This is a genomic window from Allomuricauda ruestringensis DSM 13258 (assembly GCF_000224085.1).
Taxonomy (GTDB): domain Bacteria; phylum Bacteroidota; class Bacteroidia; order Flavobacteriales; family Flavobacteriaceae; genus Flagellimonas; species Flagellimonas ruestringensis.
The window spans coordinates 2,836,450-2,862,990 of record NC_015945.1 but is presented as its reverse complement, the minus strand read 5'-3'; the positions used below and the strand labels follow the sequence as shown (position 1 = coordinate 2,862,990).

Below are 26,541 nucleotides of genomic sequence, written 5' to 3'. Positions count from 1 at the left end.
TGCCCATTAGTGCTGCCCTTCCATGACCCCGATCATTTCCATGATGAAATTGTCGTTGGTCTGGAGATATGCATATTTTTCATGGACCTTCGCTCCCAGTTTTCGTTTTTCAAAGGAGGCGGTCATCCCAAAATCAATTTTGGGTAGTTTAAGTGCTATGGCCCGTTCAATGGTCCGGTACAGCAATTGGCGGTAGGGGGAAAAGGTTTCCAATAGGTCATAGTCCATGCCGACAAAAGCAGGAACATAGACAACTGCCTGATTGGTATAGCAGAACATCACCCCGAGGATGGTTTTGGGCTTCCCTTTTGGCGTAAGAACGATAAATTCCCAAAGGTCATTTTCGTTCATTCGTTCAAACAGTTTGTCGGGAAAGGAAAAGGTATTGAGACCCAGGTTCCGCCTTTGTACCCCGCCAAAGAGACGTTTGAACTCCTGTATTTGGAAAGCATTCGCCTTGGGGATAATTTCGGATTGGACCAAATCGAAAAATGGTTGGATATCCTTCCGAAAATGTCTTCGGTTCCTAGCTGATAATTGTTCGATATACATAGTCATCGAATCAATTCCTGTCAGGTCAACAGTACAGGAGTTGGGCATCTGTACCCGTAAAAACCCATGGCCATACAGGGCTTCGTTCCAATTTGTATTTGCCCCATAGTCCCGCAACACAGTCATTTTTGCCCCTAAGTGGTGCTCCATTTTTTCCATGAGTTCCAACAAGCCATCCCTTGCAGAACCGCTCAGTTCATGGGATTTGTCCCAAAACAGGTGCTCCCCTTCCGTAAACAAGCAACCCAATGATAGTACCATGGACGACAAATGATAAGGATCTTCTTTCCGCTCTTGTTCAATGGCAGCTGATATTTGCGCCTGGGCCAGCATGTCATCCTTCCACAGGGAACGGGTCACAAAGGTCATCAAAATGGGAATACCCTTGGAATCCTTGACGATCACATACCGGAACAACCAGTTGTGCTCCTTTTTGATATTTCCTTGAAAAGCAGCTTCCAAAAATTTCAACCCATCCCAGTCGTATGCACCTTGCCCACCCATATATCGGTTCCATGCTACTTTATCGACCTGATGGATGGTATCCAAAATTTCGATGGTCAGTTCGGTGGACTGCTGCGGTTCCCTTTTGACCTTGGGTTCCAATTTAAAGGCATGAAAGACCCTTTCTGGATTCGTTTGGGTATCCTCCAAGGCCAATGGAAAATGATGTTGCATGGCTTCCACCAATCCCTTGATCTCGGCCTTTTCGTTATGCCGTGAAATAGTAATTCGTACCCCGGTGTTTTTGACCGGTACCGCAGGAAAAATGCCCAGATTGACATAGAATCCTTCTCGCATCAATCGGTTGACAAAATTATAGCCGGTCTTGGGCATTCCTGTACCAATGTAAAATACCGGGGATTCATTTTGGTCTATCAATGGTAACTCGGTCGTGGATAGGCATGCATTGAAATAGTCAATGCGTTCCCGCAATTCTTGTTGAAGGTCATAGATTTCGGGAGAAAGGTGAATCAGTGCGGAGGCCATGGCAGCGGCCACAGAAGCCGGTTCCAATTGGGCCGAAAAGGTCAAGGGGCCGCCAAAGGTCTTGATCTTATCGTACATCTCGGTATTGGAACAGGCCAACACCGCACCACTGGCACCGAAGGTTTTGCTTAGTGTCCCGAACAATAACACATTTTCGGGCAGATCTCCCAATTGGTCCAATACATAACCCGTACCATTCCTGCCTGTCCAGCTCATCCCGTGCACATCGTCAAAATAAAAATGAAGTTGTGGATATTTTTCAGATAGTGCCATCAATTCCTTAACGGGGGCATAGTCTCCATACATGGAATAGATGCCATCGGCCATATACCATATATGCCTTTTGGAATGTTGGTACTTCTTGATCCTGTCCTCCAACATCTCCAAATTATTGTGCCGTATCATTTCGATGGGAACACTTCGTGTCTTTAGCATCTTGGCGGCATTCTGTACACTCCAATGGACCTGATGGTCCAAGATAATCACATCATCATCGTCCACGGCACTGGGGATGACACCCAAATGTCCCAGTGTACTGTTCTTGGTAATGACAATGGGATGCCCGTACATTTCGGAAATGGAACCTTCCAGTTCCTCGTACAATGGATTGGAAATATAGGATTTGGAGAGGGGGAATTGGGTGCCATATTTATCAATGGCCTCCTTAGCGGCCTCTTTTAATCGGGCATCCTGCTCCAGGCCCAAATAACCCGTGGTCCCGAAATGGTACAGTTCCCTGCCTTCAACTTCAATGGTTCTCCCAGAAAAGGATTTCCCCCCGGCATACAGATGTAGGACCCCGGCCTGTTTGGCATCGGTGAACACCTCGTGTACGGTGTTCAAAAAATTGTGGTGTTTGATCTTTGCCATATCGTTTGGTTTAAATTGTGCTAAAAAGTACTGGCAATTGTCAGATTAACGATTATCAAACAATGATATAATCCTTTTGAGATAACAGATACTCCTTTTTAGATAACTCTATAGCCCTTTTAAAATGGGATATATCCATTTCTATTCATCCAATTACAATATTTTTGTAAATTCATCCAGCTAACCAGTTTTCAGAAAATGAAAAGAACACATGAAAACAACTATGCGATTTATCTCCTGACCCATGAGCTGATACACATCATTTATAAAAAGGTGCCCCTCATCGACCTGAAGGCGGCGCAGTTGATCGTTCAGGATCGGATGCATTTGCAGGAAGGCAGGGAAATGCCGGTGCTCTGTGATATTCGGGATGTGAGGACCATCAATAAGGCGGCCCGGGACTATTTGGCCTTGGAAGGTTCCCTTTGGGTCGAGAAATTGGCCTTTTTGATCGATCCACCGGTTACAGACATGATCAGTTCCATTTACCTGGATACCCATGCCCAAAAGGTACCTACACGATCCTTTACCAAAAAAGCGGAGGCACTGGCCTATTTGGGCATTAAGGAAACCGATGTCAACTGATCTATACTATAAAACAGGATGCCAAACAGTGATGACTTTAGGGTAAAACGAATACAAAAGATGCTCTTGGAAATGGCCAAGGGCAATTTCTTCTATTCCATTGAACCTTCGGATAAGAATGACAATATTGCCTCTCTGGTGGTCCTGCTGAACATGGTCAGTGAAGAAATCAGGGCTGCCTTTATCCACCAAGGTTTTGCCAACGCACACCATACTCCACAGTGTGTCATCCAACTGTCTCTTATCTTGGATGGTCACGGTCAAATTGAATTGGTCACCAACGGAACCTGCTCCCTATTATCCTATCTCCCCAAGGACCTTATTGGAACGTATATCACCGAATTCATGACTGAAAAGTCCCGGGAAAGATGGACCAAAAAGTTGTCCAAACACCTGAAAAGAGAGCGATCTGAAACGGTATTGTTCCTGGAATTCATTACGAAAAATGGTCTTTTGCTGGCCAAGGATTGTCAAATATCGGTCTACCAGGCATTGGATGGGAGCGGTCAAAAAATCCTATTGAACACGGTTTTCTTTTCCAAAGGGGAACCTTTTGAAACGGGACTTCCCAAAAAGACACTTAAAGTGACCAAGGGCACCAAGGAACACAAGGTCACCTTGACCCCAAAAGATATCCAGATCATCCGTGGTGTCCATGACGCGATCATCAACAATCTGGACAAGGACCTTCCCTCCTTAAAGGAGTTGGCGCATCAAGAGGGCACCAATGAGTACAAGTTGAAATATGGGTTCAAACAAGTGTACGGCACGACCATTTTTCGGTTTTTGATTCAGGAACGTCTTAGAATGGCTAGGACCCTTATCCTGCACAGTACGCATACTATAAAGCAAATTGTTCAAATGACAGGCTTTAAGAGCAAGACCCATTTTTCAAGGGCATTCAAGGATAAATATGGGCGTTCCCCAAGCGAGTTACGGTCGTAACAGCTTCAAAAACATCAATTTAATCCGTTTCGGATAACAATTGCTCCCTAAGGGATAAACCAAACTCCCGAACTTTGTCATATCAAATCAAAGGATATGTCAAACAAAGGAATCCACTCCAAGCTTGTTACCCTGTTCAGCCTTTTACTGACCCTTTTATTTGTGTATACAGCGGTGAGCAAAATGATCCATTTGGATAGCTTTGAATTCCGCCTGGAGCGGATGCCCTACATAGCTCCCTATGCCTCTTTGCTCTCATGGGCCGTACCCTTTCTGGAATTGATTATTGCTGGACTATTGTGGTTTCGTAGATATCAAATCATAGCATTTTATGCCAGTTTTATCCTTTTGGGACTGTTCACCACCTATATCACAATTGTTCTTAAGTACAGTCATTCCATCCCATGCTCTTGCGGTGGGGTCATTTCAGCATTGGGATGGAAGGATCACATACTATTGAACATCACTTTTATGGTCCTTGCCTTTTTGGGAATGCTTTGGTCCAAAAAACAATATAACGTGCAAACACATTAAAATACTACGTAGGGACAGGGGAAGCCGAAAACCTAGAAAAGAGTAGGCAAAACAATTAAAACATATTACGATGAAAAATAATCTTTTAAAAATCGTTTTACCGGCCTTCGCCATTTTGTTGGCGGTCGGCCTGGCATTTGCCACTGAAGATAAAGTTGTGGTAATGGATGCCTATTACAACATCCCGGGGACCGAAAACTGGGAACAAACCACAGTGGAGGATGCCTGCTATGATGGAGGAAGTAATGCCTGTCTGCATTTGGGACAGCAATTGTATTCTGCTCCTCGATTTGATAGCACGGAATTGAGCAAACCTTAAAATCAGGGTTTCCATTCCAATCCAAACAAAAGGTGCCTTGTTCAAAGGCACCTTTTTCACTAATTCAAACATCTCCATGGTTGAAAAGACCTTTGGTCTTACCCACGAAAATTTGAAAACCCCTACAAAACTGAATTGACTTTTTTGAGACATAATTGCCAATAGGCAGAAGTCGCTGATTCCTTGTTTCTTTTGAGTCTGTTTTCTATTTCCTTTTTCAAATCCAAAAGGTGCTGCATCATGATTCCCTTGGAGTAATCGGAATGTACAAAGAACCGGGACTGGATATCCATAACCGTTTCTTTCTGCTTGAAGACCATTCCCAAATAGTCGATATAAGTCATTTGAACTTCCTGTCTCCTTCGGTCAACATGACCAAAATCCTCCTTCAACTCTTTGAACAATCCATCTTGTAACCTTTCTATGTAAGCATTGACCAGACCTTCTTGATCCGGTATTTTTTCCAGGTTTTCCATACGTTTAATTCTTCGTGCCGTAAGCATGTCCAAAACCAATTTCTGTTGATAGTGCATAACATGGTCGGGGAAGGTGGAGTATCCGGTCCTTTCCAAGAAAGGCGGTTCGGTCAACCATTCTGGAGCCTCCAAGGCGTTCTCCAGCAGGAAATCAAGAGCTTCCATTTGGTCTTCCCATGGTATGGGAATAAACTGGTCGCCAGGTTGGCCCAAGGCTTTATAATGTATGTCGTACCCCCCGACAAGGGTCAAGACATGTAGCATATGGTTGTTCCAAAGCTGAATGGATTTATCATATAGCCGTTCCATACGCCCATCTTCGTTTTGACCAGAAGAAACTTCGGGTATTAGGCCTATGACACGTTTCACATTTTTAAGGGCCAGTTTGGTACTTTTTACGGGATCATTGGTCTCCACCACTTCATCCGATGCATTGGGTCCGACCACTTCCATTTGGTTGATGTTGAACCTATACCAAGGAACGGAATCCTGCCATCGGACCATACGTTCCAAAGCATCCCTTTTATCTTCTGCGGACATGTCCGCTGGAAATTCCGTATACGCCCATTGGATGTTGTACCTATCCGTGGGCCCAACCTTTTGGAGCAAGAGGGTTGGGGGAACGCTGTCCTCCGGCTGGGGAATATTGTTGGTCCTTGTATAGTTCATGATACTAGGTGTATGGCCCATGATTCGCAGCCATAGGCTATCGTTCATTTTGTTCCAAGGGTAATGGTATTCCCCAAAATTGGCATCCATGATGCCGAACACATGTCCAGCTTCATGGGCTGCTATGACCTGGAACAATCTCCCGGTCAGTGCATCGGGAAAGGGAAACCGCTGCGCTCTTTTGTCCAGGGGAGCCGCCCTTACAAAGTATTTTTCACAAACAGTACGTTCCGAAGCCCCCATAAAGATATCGCCCCGTAGGATCTCCCCGGTCCTTAGATCGATGATATGGCCCAGGGTACCTCCATAGTCCTCATATTCCGAACCCCTAAAATATTTCCTTTGGTTCCAGTACACCACATTGGAATGGATGCTATGGGCCTGCCATTGATCCAGACTGTCCACTTCCTTGACCACAAGAGCGTCCTTGAAACCTGCCGATTCGAATGCCGGTAACCACTCCTCGATACCCGCCTTGAGATAGGGCCGCCATTTCTTGGGCACTTCGGGGGAGATTAAAAAGGTGATGGGCTTTATCGGAACACTGATTTCCTGATCTGGATATTTCTTTTCCAAACGCCATCGGGCAATATTGGCCGCTCCGTTCTTCAAGCCAAATCTGACCTCCATCTTTTCATCGGCATAGAAGCCCATGCGAAAGTCGAAACTTCTTGACTCCATAGGCGGTCCCAGGGCACCGAAGCCGAAGAATATGGGAACGGAAACCTTGGATTTGTTTTTTATCATACCCCTTTGGGTTTTGATCAGTACTTCGTTATCCATGTCCTTTGCTCCAAGCAACAGGGATAATTTCGGAACCGTATTTTGCAAGGAAACCCCCATCTTTTGGGGCCATTCGATATCCTGCCTTAAAATAAAGTCCGTGATATTGACCCGGTGATGACCGGGCGTATCATCTGCTGTCTCAATGGGAAATATGGCGAGGATATTGTCCATTTGAACAAGGCCATTACTTGGGGGCAAGATAATGCCAGAGGTCGAGCTGATCGCCTGACGCTTTAATACAATCTTACCATAGTGTTTTGACCAGGCCACCTGCATGTAACTACGCCTCATACGCCCGTAACAAGTAAACAATATGGATTTGTCCAATAGATGATCTGGAATGTCCAGATAGAGCTGACCCCCTTTAATAAAGGAGCTCAAAAAAGATTGATTACCAGAGGTTGCAACCACGGTATGCTGTTGTACACTCTTTTTTGGGGAGTCATTGGCATGACTGGTGAGAACCAGAAAAATAAGACATAAAAGAACAATACTTTTCATAACCTTCAATTGATTTTAATGAAATATTCAATGGACCGGATGCCCATATCCCATGAGCTTCCGGTCATGATTGTATGGAGTTAATACCCAGGGTTCTGTGGCAATAAATTGGGGTTAATCTCCAATTCGTCCTCAGGAACGGGGAGCAATACATGGTTTTCCTGCCAATTCGTTTTTATCCCGTTCAATTCGTTCCCTGCATTTCCAGTACGTTTTAGGTCGAACCATCGATGGCCTTGTTCAGTAAACAGTTCCATCTTTCTTTCCTGAAGAATGGCTTCCAAAACACCGTCCATGGTATTGGCCATGGTGTTGCTTAGCCCAGCACGGTTGCGTATTGCATTAAGATCGTTTTGTGCCCCGACCAGATTCCCCATGTGTGCCCGGGACTCCGCTCTGATCAGATGCTGCTCGGCAGATCGAAAAAGAATGGAATATTCAAGGGATTCCGTTTCATTGATACCGGCCTTGTACTTGTGGGCAAAGTACAGGGTAGTCCCATTTTCGGCATCCGTTGCACTTCCGATCCAATGGTCCGAGCGAAGGTCTCCAGGTTCAAAGGATGCCAAGAGTTCATCGGTCAGTGCGTAGGTCTGGCCCGGAACTGTCTGGATGATCAACTGTCCGGCCTCCCGCGTGTTCCTTGGAAAATCATCATCTGCCTTGAGTTGCCAAATCGTTTCTGGGGAATCCTTTAAGAACACATGGTCCAGTTCGGCCTCCAAGGGAAAATCATTGATAAGATCGGTAGCTGTTGCTGCTGCCATTCCCCAGTTTTCGGTATAGAGGTATATTCGTGCCAATAGGGCTTTGACCACATCACTGTCCGGCCATACCCGTTCTTCGGAAATCGAACCTATTCCCTCCAATAGTGCCATGGCCTCGTTAAGGTCCTCTATGATGCGATCATAGACTTCTTCCTGAGTCAAACGGGCCACCTTGTTGTTTGTCAAATAATCCGTTTCGGTGATATAGGGTACATCCCCAAAAAGAGAGACCAACAGACTGTGCAAATAGGCACGCACAAAAAGGGCCTGCCCCTGAAAGGCTTTCTTTTCATCCATATTTAGGTCCTTGGAACTTTCAACTCCCCTGATAATATCATTGGCGGCATAAATCAGATGGTATGCCTGTTTCCACCACCCCAACAGGAGATTGTTGTCGGCCATAACATTGTGGTTGTACATTTGCATCTGGTCTGCATTGAATTCGTAATAGTCCAATTCATCGGCATAGATGCCCAAGGCCGTTGTCAGGCCGAAGGAGCCCGACACCATCCCTTGTTCCCTCATCCCGTAATAGAGGTTGGCCAAGGCAGATTCCACTGTGGCTGGATCTTTGAAAACAGTCTCTGAAACCAAGTTGTTCTTTGGGGGATCGACCTCCACAAAATCGGAACATCCCAACCACATCATACTGATGACCATAAGGAGGGTGCGTTGGAGCAATCGGTTCATTCCAAGTAATGCTCGAAGTAGGGGCGACTGCCCAATATTTATGTTGTTCAAATATTTCATGTTTATTTTTTTTTGTTAAAAACTGACTTGTAATCCGAGGGTAATCTGGCGCAATGGGGGCAAACGGCTATTGGTGGGCTGTTCTGGGTCTGGCCCCTTGTAATTGGTAAGGGTCCAGAGGTTCTGCCCTTGCAGATACACATTCACTTCGGTTCCCTGATGCGAAAAGGGTATCTTATAATTCAGGGAAACGCTTCGCAAACGGAGAAAGGATGCATCCGAAACAGCGGCACTGCTCTCCTTTTGGAGTTCCCCAAGATCTTGTCCACCCACTAGGCCGGCGGAAGCCCTTTGAAAGGGGCTGTCGTCCCCTGCCTGTTGCCACCTATCGTACAATTCGACCGAGGTATTTCTTTTGAACCCAGGGGTCGCATCAAAGCGCAGGGTATTGTAGGCCTTTTGCTTTTTGAATTGGAAAAAGAATTCAAATGATAGTTTCCCATAACTAAGTGAATTGCCCAGACCGCCATACCATTTAGGGTTGAGGTCCTCGATCCATTGCCGGTCCCCAATGCTGCTGTAATTTCCGTCCCCGTCATAATCTTCAAAGCGGTAGAGCCCGGTTTCAGAATCTACTCCTAGGGCATGGTAGAGTTTCAAGATGGTCAAGGGTTTCCCAATGACATAACGGTTGGCAAAGGTGGAGGTCTCCAATCCGTCGAAAGCGACCAGTTTGTTTTTGGGGATGGTCAAGTTAAGGTTCGTGGACCATTTGAATTTCCCTGAATCGAAGTTGACACTTCGCAGGTCCACTTCCACCCCGGAGTTTTCCACAATCGCATCAAAATTCCCGGTCAACTGTGAAAAACCGGTGGTAGCTGCCAAGGGTATCCCGACCAGTTGGTTGGATGAACGATTTCGGTACCAGGAGGCATTGAGCAATAATCGATCTTTGAAGAATCCAAGTTCCATTGCTGCCTCCAGTTTTTGGTTCTCTTCCCATCCGAACTCGGGATTGAAAATACCGGTAGGTTCAACAATGGTGACCCCATCATAGTTGTTTCCTGTGACCGTATAGGTATCCAAATAGCGATAGTCCCCGATATTGTCACTTCCTGTTGTCCCATAACTGGCTCGCAGCTTGCCAAAGCTCAATACGGAATCTTCGCCGAAAAGGGCCTCTTTGGAAAAGATCCAGGCAATACCAATGGCCCCAAAGTTCCCGAATTGCTTTCCTGGCCCGAATCGGGAAGATCCGTCCCTACGACCGGTCAAGTTCAGAATATAGCGGTCCATTAGTTTAAGATTGACCCGGCCGAAGACTGCATTATAACTGTACTCGCTATCAGTATTGGAAATGGCATCTATTTCTTGTGCAGCTGCCATATTGAGCAGTAGTTCATTGCTGGGAAAACCGGACCCTCTCAATATCAACCGTTCGGTGCTCTCCTTTTGAAAAGTCGTTCCGATGAGCACATCCATAAAAACTTTGTTCCAATGCTTGTTCCAATGCAGTTGGGGCTCCACAATCCAAGACTGCCTTTGGGAGGCATTGGTGGTCAGGTTGGAATAGCTCTGTGGCGTTAGGCCGAACCCAGGGTTTCTGGCCGAACTTGGCATGGCCCGGTAGGTATCCAAGCGGTAATTGGTAAAGCCCATACTGGAACGTAGTTCAAAATTTGGCCGTATGGCATAAGAGACCATGGCATTGGAGATTAGGGTCTTGGACTTGGATTGAAAACGTTCTTCCAAAGAAGCCAAGGGGTTTTCCCATGTATTGTTCTCCCAATTGAGGTTGCCCTCATCATCATAAAGTGCAGGGGCATTGGGTTCAAGCGTATAGGCCTTTGCGGTAAAGTCCGTTCTGGGCATGAGGTTGTCCTCATGGGCATAGCTGGTGGAAAGGTCAAGCTTGAGACGACCATCATTGGATCGGTGGCTCACATTGCTATGGATATTGGCCCTTTGATAATTGGAATCCCCAGGAAACACCGTGGTCTCCTTTTGGTAGGCACCACTGATCAGAAACTGCGTCCTTTCACTCCCACCTGAAACCGAAAGCTGGGCATTGTACCGATAGGCCGTACCCCCTATGAGTTCCTTTTGCCAATCGGTATAGCGACTATTGTCCCAGAGTTTGACATCGGGCCAGAAAGCATCGAAGGCGGAACCTTCCAATAAAGGCCCATAACCGTCGTTTTCAATCCCTTCCCGACGGATTTCCAAATATTGTTGGGTATTCAATAAGTCCAAAAAATGGGAAACCTCTCCCATGGTGGTGCTCAGACGGGCATCGAATCGTGTTTTGCCGGCCCTTCCCTTTTTAGTGGTGATCAGTACGACCCCATTCGCTCCCCGGGAACCATAGATGGCAGTGGCATCCGCATCCTTGAGCACTTCAATGCTCTCGATGTCGTTGGGGTTGATGGCATTGAGTGGACTGATATTCCCGCCCACGATTTGGCCTGAGATTTGAAAATCACCCATGGATTGGGACCCAAAGGGCACTCCGTCCACAATGTAAAGTGGGTCGGTAACTCCGTTAAGGAAGTTCCGGCCACGGACCTCCACGGAAAAGCCGCCCCCGGGCACCCCGGTAGTCTGGACGATATTGACCCCGGACATTTGGCCCTGCATGGCCGCCAAGGGATTGCCCACGGGCTGTTTATCGATTACTGAAGCCTTTACCGTGGCAATGTTCCCGGTGCGTTCCTTCTCGGAAACGGTATAATAGCCCGCATTGAGCACCACTTCCCCCAACTGGGTTACATCCTCTTCCAAGGAAACAAAGACCTCTTCCCTACCCCCAATGGGCACGGAAAGGGTCTTGAAACCCACCATGGAAAAGATCAGTACATCGTCACCATCAGCTTGAATAGAAAAGGAACCGTCCAAATCGGACATGGTTCCGCTGTTCTTGGATTCCACCACAAGGTTCACCCCGGCCAGGGGCTCTCCCGAAGTATCTGTCACGGTGCCGGAAACGGTGGCCTGCGGTGGTTCCAAGAAGCCCGCCTGCATATAAAAGGCACAAAAGGGCATTAAAAAGATATAAAGGAGCACGAACAGGGATGCACTGCGCATGCGTATTGTTATTGGTTGCATAAATTGAGTTCTTTTAATTAAAGCGTTAGTTATTCTCCACACTGCCCAAAAAGTCACGGGAAAGCCGTAACTTCCAGAAGGACATCAAGGTTCGGATAAAGGCCATCCTGTCCAAGAAGCAAAAGCACTTGGAAATAGGATTCCTAAACCAAAAAGACCATGGTTTCGTGATTGGGCCGGTTGCCCTAAAAGTGTGTGTGTTGATTGTGGGACTAAAGGATATCGTGAACCGGAAAATAGTGTAACGTGTATCCCACAACCCTAGCCTTGGGATTATACGGGGTTCTTTGGCTTCTTTTTAAACAGAATATCGAACACCGAATATGATGCCCCAAAAACAGGACAACAACACGGAGTGAACCCTACATAAAAAAATTGCCAAATGTTTCCCATAACCCATTGGTTGGGCGATGCCCCGAAAGGACCAAAGAAACCAAACGCTAAGAAGAAAGTTGCAATGTACCATTGCACCAAAAAAAGGCGCGGAACTCAACTTATCTAAATAGAGGTACTGGTGATACCGTGCAACGATAAGAGAGCCCACGCCCGGGTCGTGAGCAATCTGCTTATTGTCCTGTTGCAAAAATTACCAGTTTTCTATTTAAGGACTCTAAGCGAAAGCTTCAAATATGTTCTAAACGAAGAATCGCAAATGTATGTATTCAGTTCCAAATATAACGAAATATAAAAATGTAATCCAAATGGCCTACATGTTTTTTTACAATTAAATGAAAATTGCAATATGGGTAAGCTAAAACCAGAGGATATTGCATTGAACAATAAGATTGCGCGTAGAATAAAGGAATTGCGCATAAAGGTTGACCCTAATCAAAAAAGGTTTGCAGAAAATAATGATTTGGAAAGGCAAACTTTAAATCGATGGGAAAGTGTTAATGATGACCGAGGAGTTTCAATACACACAATCAATAGATTTTGCAGAATGATAAACATAAACCTAAAAGATTTTTTTGCTTCAGACTCATTTAAAAATCAATAATTCTGGCTTCCTTCAACTTATCGATTTTCTCTTTTTTTTAATTTCCTTACAGAATTCCACATTTACTTGTCTTAGAAAATTCTTACATTTAACGTCATCTCCCCCCAAAGCTTTATTGAACGCCAAGGAAGCTATGCTTTGCATTGAAATGTAAAAGTTTGGGCGTAGCCAACCTATTTGGTGGTATATGTCGAAGAAAGTTGGGGATATAAACGAGTTACCATTAATTATGACTCATCCAGCAAAATGATAGACTTTGACAATTTATGGGTTGATATGGAATGTCCGAAATGTGGATATCAGGACGAGATACAGCTAATCGATGCAAAGACAGAAAAAACCATCTATTGTCATAATTGCAAAATTCAAATAAAACTTTCCGATAGCGAAGCTTCTGTTCATACAGGAATTGATAGTATGAATAATGCTTTAAAGGAACTTGAAAACACATTAAAGAATTTCGGAAAATGAATTATTCAAACCATAACTTAAGAACAGATTTACAAGAATGGAAAAATAGATTATACAGAGCACCATATGCTCAATTTGGTAATCAGCTCAAATATTTACTCAATAACCTTGACAACAATTTACAGATAAAAGGTCTTGTACAAGAAACAATAAATAAGCATCCTTATTCTGATGAGGATTTTGACAAACAAACCGAACGAGAAAGAAGAGGTCTTGATATGGAATTTGAATCTGAGATTCATCAAACGGCTTATTGTTATCAATTTATAAAGTATATTATTGCAAAATCTGGAAATCATAATCTACACAATCTTACCATTTTTTCACGTAGAGACTTTAATGACACAAAAACTAAAATTGTTGAAGATTATATTTCGCCAATAATCTACTACTTACACGATAAACTTGACAAATCTAATTCAACAATCTACTTATTAGAAAAATATAAAAGGCGAACAGAATGGTTTACTAAAAAGGAACTGTTTGAAAAATATAAAACGGCTGACAAAAGCTACGAACAGATTCTTGAAGATGATTTGAGATTATTCCTTTTTGACCAAGGAATTGATTATCCATTTTCCACACCGACTTCCGCTTCAGGCAGAGCCGATATAATTGGAGAAATTGAAACTGATGACCCATTAGTTGTAGAAATAAAAATTTTTGACAGAAGCAAGAGCTATGGAAAGGAGCGAATTAAAGATGGATTTAATCAAATAGTAAAATATGCTAATGACTACAATAAAGATGTTGGATACTTAGTAATTTTCAATATGGATAAAGCCGAATTGAATTTTAATTTTACAGATAACAGTAATATTTTCCCGCCATCAATTCAGTTTAATAATAAGATTTTTTACTTCGTAGTCATAAATTCAGCCAATAACGAAACAGCAAGTAAGTCAGGAACAATTCAAGAGATTGAAATAACTGAAAAAGAACTGACGAAAAAATAACTAATGGCAACAATGTATATAAAAAATAGCGCAAAACCTTGCTAACACTAAGGTTTGGGCTTTTTTGGAAAGTCGCCAAATTTTTAAATTTGACGATTCCCAATAATAAAGATAAATAGTAAAATTTAAAAATTCGGCTTGTGTTTTATCCGAAAAGTAATCGCCTATTTTCAGCGCTACTTTTCATATACGGAGACGTCAGACTGTCTCAAAACTTAAAGATAGCTTTACCTTGTAAGGTTTGATATTCTTTATCTTTAAGTATGGAGTATCAACAGAAACAATCCCGAACCCAGCTTGCCCTCTACACCACTTGCCTGGACGATATGATCGCCGAGGAAAATTCGGTACGCACCATTGACCGTTTTGTGGACGGTCTGGATCTACATTCCTTAGGTTTTGGGTCCATGGCATCGCAAGGACGCCCACCTTACGATCCCGCAGATCTGTTAAAACTTTACATCTATGGATATTTGAACCGGATACGTTCTTCCCGACAGTTGGAGCTGGAGTGTTCCCGTAACATCGAGCTGATGTGGCTGCTCGGCAACCTAAGGCCAGACCATAACACCATCGCCCGTTTCAGGAAGGACAATCCAAAGGCCATAAAGCGGGTGTTCCGTGCCACGGTGTCCATTGCAAAGAACCACGAGCTGATAGGGGCGGTACTGATAGCAGGGGATTCCACCAAACTCAGGGCACAGAACAGCAAAAAGAACAACTTCAACCTGAAGAAGGTCGCACGCCACCTGGAGTACATCGATAAAAAACTCGGGGAACACCAACGGGAACTGGCCAAGGCGGACGGTGACGGGAAAGAGGAAATCCGTCAGTTGGCAAAGAACAGGGAACTACAACGGGAGAGGTATGTCCGCATCCAAAAGGAACTGCGGGCCGATACCTCCACCGAAAACCCACAGATCTCCACCAGTGACCCCGATAGCCGCCACCAGATCGTGCGGGGCACCATAACGGAGGTCTGTTATACCGCACAGACAACGGTGGATGCCGAACATAAGCTACTGATCGATTACAAGATCACCAACCAAAACGACAAAAAGGCCATGGGCGGTATGCTCAGAAGGGCAAAGGCCATTTTGGGGACCAACGCCTTTAACGCACTATATGACAAGGGGTACCATACTGGGAGCGAGTTCAAGATGGCCAGCGACCTTGGGATCGACACCCTGGTGGCCGTGCCCGGTATCGGTCGTGCCAGCCAAGCACCGGACCCGGCATACAACGCCGAACATTTCGACTACGACCCGCAACGGGACAGCTATCGCTGCCCACAGGGCCACGGGCTTACCAGCAACGGGAACTGGTACAGGGCACGCAACTACCGGTTCAAGCAATACAGGACAAAGGCATGCAGACATTGCCCGGTCCGAAGCCTATGCACATCGGCAAAGCAAAACGGCAAGATCCTGCAACGCAGTGAGTTCACCGGATTCATCGAACGCAACGCCCGCAGGGTAACGGCGCAACCCGATATTTACAAAAAACGACAGGCCCTGGTCGAACATCCCTTCGGTACCATAAAAAGGCAATGGGGCTTTGACCACATCATAACCAAAAAGGGAATGCCCGCGGCCAGTGCCGACTTTGGGCTCATTGCATTGGCGTACAACCTCAAAAGACTGATGAAATTGGGATGGGAGGCCAAAAGAAACATGAAACAGCCAATCTGTGCCCTAAAAATGCTCCTGATCAACCTTAAAAGGCTGGAAAACGCGTTCTTGGCACAATATGTCCACATTTGTGAAAATCCAACCTTCTTACGGCCAAACACCCCCTAAATCACAAATTGTGTAAATTTATTCAAAATCAAAGGTGGTTTTGAGACAGACTGCCGTTAGCCTTCATTAAAAAAAACGAGAAACTGAATGAACTTTACAGATAGAATAAAACCAACAGACAAAGGAATAACAACTTACCTTGACGAACTGAAAAATCAAGATTATCAAATTCCAACATTCCAAAGAGACGTAGTTTGGGAAAAGGAAAATGTAAAAAAACTTTGGGACAGTATTTATAAATTCTATCCATTAGGCAGTATTCTCGTTTGGAAAACTGATTTAAAGCTTCAAAATCACAGAGAAATTGGCGGACATAAAATCGTTAATGACAATTTCAACCGAACTGAATATCAATATTTATTAGACGGACAGCAAAGAACCACTTCCCTACTGACTTCACTTTATGGTGGAAAAATTGAGGGCAGAGAAGATTTAGACCCAGCACTTTTTGTAGATATTACAGTTGAGAGTTCAGACGATACAGATGACGAAAGCTACAAAAAACGATTTCTTTATTGGGATGAAATTGACGACAAGAACGGAACTTTTAAAAGGAACATTAGCAAGAAAAAAAAGTTTGACGAAGGACTGATTTTAAAGCTAATCGATATTAAAGAAAAGTACAACGATATTCAAAAAACGGTTATCAAACATCCAGAAATTGACCTGAATTTTGATCACCAATATATTGAGGAACTCGGTCGTATAAAACAAGTTCTTGATAATTACAGACTTTCATTCATTGAATTAAAAGGCATTCAAGTTTCAGAAGTTTGTCAAATATTTGAGCGTATAAATCAAGCAGGAAAACCGTTAGATATTTTTGATATAGTTGTAGCTAAAACATTTAGACCAAAATCAGATTCGGACAGCGGATTTTATTTAAGAGATTTAATAGACGGATTTCGAGAAATTAACAACAGTAGATTTCTACAATTAAGTGACTTTGACTATCTGCAAATTCTATCAATTCTAATTAGGGAAAATATCGAAAATTCGGGAATTGCAAACATTACGCCTCGATATTTAAACGACATAAAAACGGAACAGATAGAAACGATTTGGGCAGATTCTAAAAAGGCAATTTTAAAGACATTCGACTTTTTCGAGAACACATTGAACCTAAAAGGTCCACAGTTAATACCATACAGATATTTCTATCTTACAATATCAAATTACTTCTATCAAAACAACAATCCAGATTACGATTTTCTAAAGAAATACTTTTGGTTTAATAGTTTGCATAGAGACGACTTATTGAGCAATACCACCGATATTAAAAATCATATTACTTTTCTAAACAAGGAGAAAAATAAAGAAGAATATCAATTTGAACGCTTCTTAATTGACCGAGACACTTTGAGAAAAGCTTCATATAGTTCAAAAGGTGTATCTTCAAGAGCAATCCTTGCACTTTTTGCGACTAACCAACCGAAAGATTGGAAATTTACTGATAGAAATGTAATTGCGGAAAACTTCTTTTTCTCAACTGACAAACCAAATTTACACCACATTTTCCCAACAGACTACATTGCAAAAAACCCAGGCTCTAATACTATCGACAATAATTCTCTAATGAATATTGCTTATTTGACACAAATAACAAATTTAGAAATTAGCAATAAAAATCCTTTAGATTATATCTGCGACTATGATAAAAATCCTGACTTCCCGACAGCTATTAAATCACATTTAATCCCTGAACAAGTATTGGAATGGTCAAGTTTACCCGAAATGCCTGAAAATGCTTTGGACATATTCATAGAGCAAAGAATTGATTTGATAATCGAACAGTTAAAATCAAAATTGAACGGAATTAAATTTGAGGTTATTGATACGAGAGAAAGTGTATTAGCGGAAAAAGAATAACGAAAGGCTAACAATGCTAGTTTCTTACTTTATGAAAACTATCACATTGAAAAATTTGCATTTGCGGAATAAAAAAAAGCCAGTGGTAATTGAGTAAAAGCATGCAAACCCATCCTTAATCACTGCATATTTTTCACCCAACCTGAAACCCTCCCCGAAAAATGTGGCTGGTGCCGCACCAAGTCAGTTTAATTCACTGCCATCTGAAAAAAACCAGAATGGACTGCCTATTTAAATTAAGGCATATGTCTCACTAGGTGGAAAAAGCAGCTCAATTCCCTTGGGTCTTATCTTAAACAATGGACCTTTTTCAACAACCTTTCCTTTGGAATTTCGCTTGATCAAATGATCTAAAGTGATTATTCCTTGATCAATCAATAGATCAAATTGTGAGGTGATGGGCTTTTTGGTATGTTCCACCAATTTGTACTGAAAATGTTCCTTCCCATCCTTATGGATACTATCTGCTTCCACCCAAAAAGTCTCTTTGTGCTTTTCCCTTAATCGATTATGAAGCTTGTCCAAGGTCCACACCACAAAATCACCAATACCAGGATTGTTGGAATTCTCAATCAATTGGTCGATGTCCGAATCCAATTTAAGGCTCAGGCCTTGGGAGTTTTGTGTTATTGCCGAGACGGTACAGTATAGTTTAAAATCATCTCCGCGATCATAACCAAATGCATCCAAAATGTCTTGGGAGCTCTTGAACTTGCTCAATGTCCAATTGGGCACTTGTGCAAAAAGGTTTTTCCTATTGTTTCTTTTACCACGAAAAGATTTGAGTTCAATTCCTTTGTAGTCCGGTTGTTTGGATGAATTGATATCGATTCCCAATGCTGTTTCCAGCGTCCTGCCCACTGAGGTGTCCGCATCCACCATGGAGGGTATCGGACCTTTACTTGCCAGTTTTCGCAGTATAGCCAAAAGCTCAAGGGCCACTTCATTTTCCGTAGTGTTGATTTCAAGTATCAATTCCTGAAGCGGATTTCCGATGGAAGAGCTTATGAGTCCTTCCACATCCATTTTTGTCAGGTTAAAGACCTGAAAACTATTATCATAATAGATGATGGCAACAATATCATTGGGGTCTGCAAAATTGGACAGCCCGTAGAACCAGATTCTGGGATCACCATTTTTTGTTAAAGGGCGGTAAAGAGAAGCTGTAGACTTTATAATCTTTAACCCCTCATATATCACGGCTGGCATCAGTACTTTATTCTTCGGTCCTTGCAGTTGTGATTCATAATTATGGATATTCTCCTCTTCCAAAAAGCTGCGCACCGCACCGGTGGCATCCATAATGGATTTTTTCAACCCTGTTTCAGTCGGCTCTATTAAGGTAAATGGGACTTGGTATTTTGTTAAGACCTTTATCTTATTCTGTTCGGCGTCGGAAAGTTTTCTCACTTGATATTCTTTAAGATTTCCATCGCCACTGCCCGTGCCATCAAAGGGGGAACCGCATTCCCGACCAAAGTATATTGGGGCAGTTCCGATTTGCGATTGTTTCCACCAGTGGAGCGCTTCCCCTGAAACACAAAGGAGTCATCGAAGGATTGCAAACGGGCCATTTCTCGGACGGTAAGCGCCCTTGGGGTATTATAGTGGATATAATCATCCGGGATGGTCATTACCGTGGGGCTCTGGGATTCAGGTTTCAATACATTATAGTTTCGCTTGTTTGAAGCCAGACCATATTGGTTCAGTTTTACCTGTGCTTTCTTGTAATCCCCTTCCTTTAGGATGATATCCAAACGTTTGATGACATCTTCCCCTTGATTGCTGGTCTTGTGGTTGTGCAGCACGGCATAATCTTTTTGATTATTATCCAATGCCTCCGAATTCTTGACATAAAAGGGCTTTGTGGCGTTGGTAAACCTACCATTGAGGCGGCCAGACTTGCTCCACTCGGCAAAGGTCTTACCCTTTTTGACCAAAGGTTTTCCATCAATTGATCGATGTTTTAATAAGCCTTTCATCTTTTTGGCAGTACCATTGTACTGTTTTGAGATATCGACAAGATGATAATGGTGAGCCTCTTGGTTGTTGCCGATAAAATCCAGATCGTACAAGGCCTCAAATACCGATACTTTCTCCTGCTCGGTAACGGTGGCAGGTATTTCAGATATAAACTTCTGGTCCTTTCTACAACCAATGAAGAGTACACGTTCCCTATTCTGCGGCACCCCATAATTTGAGGAGTTGGCCACAAATGGTGCTTCGATCCTGTACAGTCTGATATCATCGATTATCTTTTGAAGCTCATTGTTTTGTCGTTTGTTGCAAAACGTCTTGATAATGGATAGACAGTCATCGATGTTAAGGATATAGATCTTCAAAGCATGGATAATATCCTCGCATTGTTTCCGGAATTTCTTCTCTACTTTTAATTCTTTGAAGGCCTGTTCGATCTTGTCAATGATTTCTTGCGAATCAAGATGCGTCAGGAATTGGGTGAAGGTATCCACAAATGCATCATTGTCGATGTTGCAGAAATCCTTTTCCCGTATGATGTCCCTTTTAAGCTTTTCCCATTCCTTGTTCCGTATCAGTATATTGAAACCGTGTCTGATGGTACTGATTCGGGTATCTGTCTTGCTTGTTTTGTAATCGACAATATTGGGAGTCAATTTTTTAAATCTGGCGTCAACGTTCCTTATATAACTTTCTTTCTCCATTTCCGCCTTGGCATCCGTGAACCGTTCGATTTCAATGCGCTTGACCAGACAGTCCAAAATGAAGTTTTCCTCTGGGTTGCTTTTCTTCAACGCCGTAATAAAGGTTGACAGTCGGGGAACTTCATTTATGTCCACTATTGAATTGATTTCCGCCAATATCAATTCCTTGATCTTTCCCCGTTCCTTGGTCAGAATCCCCTTTACGTTCTCCATCACAAAGTATTTGGGCTGCAATACTTTGATGACCTCCAGATAATGGGCAAAGAGATCGTCCTTCTTATCGAACTTTTTACGTTTTCCCGCCAGACTAAAACTTTGGCATGGAGGTCCCCCACAGACCACATCCACCTGCTTTCCTTTGAGTTTGGTCAGCAAGTTGTCCAAAAAATCAGGTTCTGTGATGTCTTGGCACAAAAATTCGGCATCCAGGCCCAATTGATAATTGTACCGCACCAAATGGGTCAATTCCGAATTTTCATTGATGTCATTGGCCAACAAAAATTCAAAATACTTGTTTTTGCTCTCTGCCTGTAAAAAACCCTCGCTGAATCCCCCCGCACCGGCGAACAGGTCTACAAAGGTAAATGCCTCTCCCTTTGGGAAGCTGGGTTCCCTTACAATATTGACATCATGGCCCTCTTTATAGGCATTGACATAATCAGAGAGTTTGTCCTTTATTTCCTTATCTGTATAATTTTTCTTGGGGGAGTTGTTGAAAAGTTCTTCTGCCCTATCCCTCAAATATCCCAAATAATGATTGATCTCAATTGCCCTCTCTGCCGTGTCGATCACGGATTGGGTCTCCTTATCAAATTCTTTCGGTCTGATTTTCTCCTTGGTAGAGATCTTTACCTGTTCGGAATTACAATTGATCCTCAGATGGATAGGGGAAAAACCTTTTTTGTCGGTCTTGTCGAGATAGAAGTTAAATGTTGCCATGATAGGTTGCGGACGTTTTTACGGACACGGACAAATCTACGGACACCAATGGGAATTTCCAATTTTTGTTTTGAACTTCCATATTTTTTTGAGAACAATTGTTTAACATCTTAAAAACAATAAACTCCAAAAATTTGAAGTGAAATATGAAATAAGAATAGTAATTTTGCACTAATAGTACACACCACGCTACACCGTAAGAACAGCGTCCCAGGGTGTGTCTTTTGTTTTATACGCCTCCCATAAACTTCCACAATACTGTTATCACATGTATAGTAAATAGGCTTTTACGATAGAAAAACAAATTGCCCATCATCCAGTAGTTCAGAGTAAAAAAGTCCTTTTACCATCGTGAAACATCGATGGACCCCGATCCTTTTCCGTAAATTTACCATATAGTTGCCACACCGCGGTCAAGGATGGGCCAGCACCTTGCGGGTGATGGGGGCACAGACGGCTGATAAAGACAGCGTGGTGTGGCAATGAACCCGCTATTTCAAGAATTCCATCCTTTTTATAACATGTACCAGCACTCCCCTTATCAAATCCCTATTTCTCTTTTACAAAGTGCGCAAATGTTACACGTATTGGACTAATCTAGTGTATATGTTTTATCATTAAAAATCTGGAGCGCATCCCAAATTTTTATTATAGGGTTGTATATATTCCCAGAACGCCTTACCTGCACTTTCCATATAATTCATGGAATAGTACATTTTGGTGTTCGAGGCAACTTGATAAATATATTCCGAACATTGGTAGGCGTATTTTCTTTTAAAACATACGATTGCAAAATAGTACGTTTTATAATCCATATATACACTGTAGAAGGTAACCTTAGAAATGGCATCACTATCGTAGCTATAGAAAGTACTGCCATAGCTCTCCGACTTCACGAAATCCATCATCTCCTCACAGGTCTGGGCCTTCAAACCCTTGAAGCACAGCAATACGATTATACTTAATACTATTTTTTTCATACGTCAAACATTGATATTACCCCTACCCAAAAAATCCTTTGCATATTTTGTAAAATAATCGCGACCTGTTTCCTACTCCATATAGGTGAAAGTCAATGACACCACTCCTTGATCAGAATCCATTACAGAAACCGCAGTGATATCCGCGGAAGTCGGATAATTATCTTCGTCATAATCAAAGTTTGCATTAATGGAATACACTGTCTCTCCCTCCTCATTCTTATATATGATCTGTGAAAGGTTGTTTACCGGAAACAACAATCTGGCCTGCACAATTTCAGAAGATTGTGGGGTCATTGAAAAGTTGAGTTGTACATTGTCCAGCATAGCTATCAATCCCCCAGATTTCATTGTATAATAAAAAGGATTAGGAGCATCGTCGTACTCTAAGTTTGCGGTATACACTTTAGCGATATAATCCCCATACCCTTCATCCCATTCTTCTTCAAAAAACTCAATCACTTCTGGATTTCCATTATCATCAAAGGAAACCACCTGACCTATGTCAAAGGCATCATAGGGAGACTGATATAATTCTTCCGTATCAAGGTTATCATTGGAGCCGGTAATCGTTTTCAATTCACTGTTCTCATACAAAAAGATGCTCGTATCGGTCCCATCGGAGACCGTATTCAAACTACCATCATTATTATAGGAGAAACCGATCGTTGTATTATCTTCCGGCTTTTCCGGGGAGATGTACGAAACACTGCGGATTAACTTCTCCTCCACATTTCCATTGGCATCTTCAAATTCATCGGTAACGGATTCCTCACTACAGGCAACATTTAATAAGGAAACGATAGCACAAGCTAGTGGTAGCTTAAAATTTTTCATGGGACTTTGGTTTTATAATTTTCAAAAATCTTTAGGTAGTCCAAAATTACACTGTCCCATCCACATTGCTTTACAGTTTCCCGTAAACCCCGTGATTTAATTTTGTTAATTTTAAACCACTGAACCAAACAACCCCATGATACGAAGACTGGCGTTAGTAGTACTGATTTTCTTCCATTTCCTTGCATTTTCCCAAAGCGATGAGATCAGTTTGGTTTCCTGGAACATCAAAGACTTTGGCAGAACCAAAAACACGGAAGAACTCAATCAAATTGCAGAAATCGTTAGGGATACCGATATTTTGGCCATCCAAGAAGTGGTAGCAGGCTATGGCGGAGCACAAGCGGTGGCCAAGCTTTCGGACATCCTCAATCGAAAAGGGAGCAAATGGGACTATGTCATCAGTGACCCCACCAACAGCCCCAAATATGTTTCCGAGCGTTATGCCTTTATTTGGAAGACCAGCAGAATCAAGATCAAGAACAGGGGGTGGCTCATTTCCGAATTGGCAACCCAAATTGACCGGGAGCCATTTTTACTACACTTCTATATCGAGGGAAAACCGTTCACCGTGGTCAATTTTCATTCCAGGCCCTATAACAAAGACCCAGAAAGTGAGATTCGGGCCCTCTCAACATATGTTACCGATTCCCTGAAAACCCCTTTGATCATTGCCGGGGATTTTAATGTTGATGAAAAGATGCCCGTTTTCAATTCCTTGAAAAAATCGGGGTACCAAACGGCCATCACCAACCAAAAGACCACTTTGAAATGGAGCTGTGAACGAACTGATTATCTCAACCACCCCATTGACAATATTTTTTATTCTAAAAATATTCAAAAATTGGAAGGAAAGGTCATAGATTTTGTACGCTACTGTGATGAATTGGAAAAGGCTCGAAAGCTATCCGATCATTTGCCGGTATTTATAAAATTTAGGATGAACTAGAAAAAGCTTCAATCCTCCCAACCACAAAGGGCCCGCCCCATATCCTTGGCCTTGGCCAAAGTGACCTCATAGATCTTGGTGGAACAATTGGAAAGGCCCCTGCAGTCTTTACGATAGTGGTACTTTTTGCTTCCCTTTCCCATGCATACATAGACCATGGTATCATTATTGGAAGGCATACCATAAGCACAGAGCACTATAAAAAGTACCGGGAGCAAAAAAATCCTAATCCTCATAGTAATCCACGGTTTGCAATAAAAGTTCTTCAAACTGATAAATATCGTCCACCGTTTCAATCGGATGCCGGGTCTCCTCCTTATGTTGATCAAAGGTACCCAAGTATTTATTGCCCCCATTGAGATGTAAACGGCAGAGGGGTTTTCGGTTGTTATCGTCCAACAAGATACCAAAATAGGACTGGGTATCTCTATGCACGATACGATCGACCGAGAGTTTTCTGCGCAAAATGGCCACCACAATGCGATACCCGTCCATCTCTTCCTCTGTGGTATCGACTTTGCTCACTTTTTCCGGCTCTTTGTCCTCTTCCTGTTGTTTTTCCGCTTCCTTATGAAGCGCTGAATTCAAACGATCGTTCACCTTTTCGCTAATGGTCTGGATAAAGGCCTTGCTTACCAAATCGGTGAATTCCCCCATTACCTTTTCGGTAAGCCGGCCAGTATAGATCCGTGATGCGAAAAGCCTGACAAAATCATAAGTTGGCGCTTGCAGCTCTTCGCCTATAAGTTTTTTAATTTCCTTGGTATACTTCAGTGAGCTGGCATTGTCCACAATCTCATCCACATTAAAGTTGGTCTTGTGGAACTTAGCTATCTCGTTGACCACATTCTCCTTTAATTGGGTAATATCAAATTCCAAAAAGGGCTTTTCGTCCATTTTATTGGCCGATTCCAAATCGGTAAAAAATTGATACTCGATACCATTGGTCAGCAGTGCAAATCGGGTTTTCGTGGTATGGAAATACCGGAACAATTGGGAATTATGGGCATTCAACTTTTCTTTCCAGTTTTTACATTCGATAATGATGATGGGAACATCATGCTGAAAGATTGCATAATCCACCTTCTCCCCCTTTTTCAATCCCAGGTCTGCGGTAAATTCAGGCACTACCTCGGTAGGGTTGAAGGTATCATACCCCAACAAGTTGATAAATGGCAACACAAAGGCATGTTTGGTGGATTCCTCGGTATCGATTTGCTCTTTGAGCTTGATGACTTTTTCGGCCAAAGCCTTAAGTTGGTTCTGAAGTTCCATGTTCTTATATTTTTTTAGATAGCCAATCGGTACAGTCCTTACTCAGATTATGTACGGCCCAGTGGGGTTTTAATCCAACGACAAGGAGTTTATCGTCCCTATCGATATGTTTGGTGAGCCGCTCCTTTATTAAACCACAGGTTTCATTGGATTTTACCACCCACAACGAATCCAAACATTGCCTACAGTTTCCAATTCTTTGTATTTCTTCAACCAATAGTTGATGATTTCGAATTGGAACATACAAATCATATGAAATTAAAAACGACCCCATTTTACCAATAGCTAATTTTTACATCCTTTTTTATCGCATGTAATTTTCTCAACGCTTTCTTCCCAATGGTCTGGCTTTGCCCTTGTATCAAATCCACAATCTGTAATTCCTCCCTTGTATCCTTTGTGTACTTCTCCTGTTGGAATATGTTTTACTGCCATATCGATCATTATTGATTATATTTTCAAACCTACCCCTATAAAAAATTAATCCCTTACAGAAATCTGTAAGGGACATCAATGTGGTCCAAAAAATTTTTGGTGAACGTTAGTACACCACTCTTTTAAAGTGAACAAAAATGGTCAGTGTTATGGATTTTTGGCTACTACTGTTGCTCTTCCAATACGGCATTGACGGCATCTTGATCGAGTTTGTTCCAATTTCCGGTAGCTGCATCCACAACAATGGGAATTAGTCCTCCAAGTACATCCAGCACTATCCAACCGGCCCCCACCCTTGTGTTAACGATGCGGGTTACATTCTGATAACCTTCCTTCCTGTATTCAATGGTATAACTCTTATCAGCCTTCAGGTTGAGCTCAACGGGCGTAGTGCCCATTTTAAATCCATTGACATACACCTCAGCACCTGCGGGATCCGAACCTACGGCCAATGCATGGCTCTTTTTTCCGAACAAGGTGGCACAACTACTAAAACTCAGGGATGCGACAATTAATAACGAAATGCTTAGAATGATGGTTTTTCTCATAATTGTATTGATTCTA

21 protein-coding genes are annotated in these 26,541 nt (G+C 42.8%); 9 read left to right on the top strand and 12 right to left on the bottom strand.

Translation table 11 applies throughout. From position 1 onward, the window contains the following. Positions 1-6 precede the first annotated feature (6 nt). Positions 7-2,412, bottom strand: a complete 2,406-nt coding sequence (locus tag MURRU_RS12840) for an aminotransferase class I/II-fold pyridoxal phosphate-dependent enzyme (protein ID WP_014033902.1) — start codon at positions 2,410-2,412, stop codon at positions 7-9. 198 nt (positions 2,413-2,610) lie between these two features. On the opposite strand from MURRU_RS12840, the gene MURRU_RS12835 reads away from it, so the two are divergent. The 4 genes from MURRU_RS12835 (at position 2,611) to MURRU_RS12820 (ending at position 4,795) form a co-directional block, all read left to right on the top strand. Then, the gene (locus tag MURRU_RS12835; protein WP_014033901.1) at positions 2,611-2,997 is read left to right on the top strand and encodes a DUF7793 family protein; all 387 of its coding nucleotides are present in this window, start codon (positions 2,611-2,613) and stop codon (positions 2,995-2,997) included. 18 nt (positions 2,998-3,015) lie between these two features. After that, entirely contained in the window at positions 3,016-3,942 is a 927-nt protein-coding gene (locus MURRU_RS17435; protein ID WP_014033900.1) for a helix-turn-helix domain-containing protein, read from the top strand. A 96-nt stretch (positions 3,943-4,038) separates the two neighbouring features. Next, entirely contained in the window at positions 4,039-4,476 is a 438-nt protein-coding gene (locus MURRU_RS12825; RefSeq protein ID WP_014033899.1) for a MauE/DoxX family redox-associated membrane protein, read from the top strand. Positions 4,477-4,546: 70 nt separating this feature from the next. Then, a complete protein-coding gene (locus MURRU_RS12820) occupies positions 4,547-4,795 on the top strand; it encodes a DUF6520 family protein (RefSeq protein ID WP_014033898.1) in 249 nt (82 codons plus the stop codon). A gap of 122 nt (positions 4,796-4,917) precedes the next feature. On the opposite strand, the gene MURRU_RS12815 is transcribed toward MURRU_RS12820, so the two are convergent. From MURRU_RS12815 to MURRU_RS12805, 3 genes are all read right to left on the bottom strand, one after another. Then, positions 4,918-7,227 carry a zinc-dependent metalloprotease gene (locus MURRU_RS12815; RefSeq protein WP_014033897.1) on the bottom strand — a complete coding sequence of 770 codons (2,310 nt, stop codon included), beginning with the start codon at positions 7,225-7,227 and terminating at the stop codon, positions 4,918-4,920. 80 nt (positions 7,228-7,307) lie between these two features. After that, the gene (locus tag MURRU_RS12810) at positions 7,308-8,744 is read right to left on the bottom strand and encodes a RagB/SusD family nutrient uptake outer membrane protein (protein ID WP_014033896.1); all 1,437 of its coding nucleotides are present in this window, start codon (positions 8,742-8,744) and stop codon (positions 7,308-7,310) included. Between the two features lie 15 nt (positions 8,745-8,759). Beyond that, a complete protein-coding gene (locus MURRU_RS12805) occupies positions 8,760-11,789 on the bottom strand; it encodes a SusC/RagA family TonB-linked outer membrane protein (RefSeq protein WP_014033895.1) in 3,030 nt (1,009 codons plus the stop codon). A 742-nt stretch (positions 11,790-12,531) separates the two neighbouring features. Between MURRU_RS12805 and MURRU_RS12800 the strand changes: the two genes are divergently transcribed. The 4 genes from MURRU_RS12800 (at position 12,532) to MURRU_RS12780 (ending at position 17,881) form a co-directional block, all read left to right on the top strand. Next, positions 12,532-12,786, top strand: coding sequence for a helix-turn-helix domain-containing protein (locus MURRU_RS12800; RefSeq protein ID WP_014033894.1), 255 nt, complete (start codon positions 12,532-12,534; stop codon positions 12,784-12,786). 467 nt (positions 12,787-13,253) lie between these two features. Beyond that, positions 13,254-14,213 carry a hypothetical protein gene (locus MURRU_RS12790; RefSeq protein WP_014033893.1) on the top strand — a complete coding sequence of 320 codons (960 nt, stop codon included), beginning with the start codon at positions 13,254-13,256 and terminating at the stop codon, positions 14,211-14,213. Positions 14,214-14,476: 263 nt separating this feature from the next. After that, positions 14,477-16,012 (top strand): IS1182 family transposase, encoded by a 1,536-nt coding sequence (locus MURRU_RS12785; protein WP_014033892.1) that lies wholly within the window; start codon positions 14,477-14,479, stop codon positions 16,010-16,012. Between the two features lie 87 nt (positions 16,013-16,099). Beyond that, complete coding sequence (locus tag MURRU_RS12780) at positions 16,100-17,881, top strand: GmrSD restriction endonuclease domain-containing protein (RefSeq protein WP_014033891.1); 1,782 nt, start codon at positions 16,100-16,102, stop codon at positions 17,879-17,881. Positions 17,882-18,112: 231 nt separating this feature from the next. On the opposite strand, the gene MURRU_RS12775 is transcribed toward MURRU_RS12780, so the two are convergent. The 4 genes from MURRU_RS12775 to MURRU_RS12760 form a co-directional block, all read right to left on the bottom strand. Beyond that, positions 18,113-19,291, bottom strand: coding sequence for an MvaI/BcnI family restriction endonuclease (locus tag MURRU_RS12775; RefSeq protein ID WP_014033890.1), 1,179 nt, complete (start codon positions 19,289-19,291; stop codon positions 18,113-18,115). Beyond that, complete coding sequence (locus MURRU_RS12770) at positions 19,288-21,501, bottom strand: DNA cytosine methyltransferase (protein WP_014033889.1); 2,214 nt, start codon at positions 21,499-21,501, stop codon at positions 19,288-19,290. Before MURRU_RS12770 ends, MURRU_RS12775 begins: the two co-directional genes overlap by 4 nt. A gap of 617 nt (positions 21,502-22,118) precedes the next feature. Further along, entirely contained in the window at positions 22,119-22,481 is a 363-nt protein-coding gene (locus MURRU_RS12765) for a hypothetical protein (protein WP_014033888.1), read from the bottom strand. Between the two features lie 72 nt (positions 22,482-22,553). Beyond that, positions 22,554-23,318 (bottom strand): hypothetical protein, encoded by a 765-nt coding sequence (locus MURRU_RS12760; protein ID WP_014033887.1) that lies wholly within the window; start codon positions 23,316-23,318, stop codon positions 22,554-22,556. Between the two features lie 136 nt (positions 23,319-23,454). Between MURRU_RS12760 and MURRU_RS12755 the strand changes: the two genes are divergently transcribed. Continuing rightward, positions 23,455-24,267, top strand: a complete 813-nt coding sequence (locus tag MURRU_RS12755; protein WP_014033886.1) for an endonuclease/exonuclease/phosphatase family protein — start codon at positions 23,455-23,457, stop codon at positions 24,265-24,267. An 8-nt stretch (positions 24,268-24,275) separates the two neighbouring features. On the opposite strand, the gene MURRU_RS12750 is transcribed toward MURRU_RS12755, so the two are convergent. From MURRU_RS12750 to MURRU_RS12735, 4 genes are all read right to left on the bottom strand, one after another. After that, positions 24,276-24,503: a hypothetical protein gene (locus MURRU_RS12750; RefSeq protein WP_014033885.1), complete on the bottom strand. Its 228-nt coding sequence runs from the start codon at positions 24,501-24,503 to the stop codon at positions 24,276-24,278. After that, positions 24,493-25,542, bottom strand: coding sequence for a type I restriction endonuclease (locus MURRU_RS12745; protein WP_014033884.1), 1,050 nt, complete (start codon positions 25,540-25,542; stop codon positions 24,493-24,495). The genes MURRU_RS12750 and MURRU_RS12745 overlap by 11 nt, the downstream gene beginning before the upstream one ends. A gap of 285 nt (positions 25,543-25,827) precedes the next feature. Beyond that, complete coding sequence (locus MURRU_RS17965; RefSeq protein ID WP_187289850.1) at positions 25,828-25,977, bottom strand: hypothetical protein; 150 nt, start codon at positions 25,975-25,977, stop codon at positions 25,828-25,830. A 164-nt stretch (positions 25,978-26,141) separates the two neighbouring features. Next, positions 26,142-26,525, bottom strand: coding sequence for a PEGA domain-containing protein (locus MURRU_RS12735; protein ID WP_014033881.1), 384 nt, complete (start codon positions 26,523-26,525; stop codon positions 26,142-26,144). Positions 26,526-26,541 lie beyond the last annotated feature (16 nt).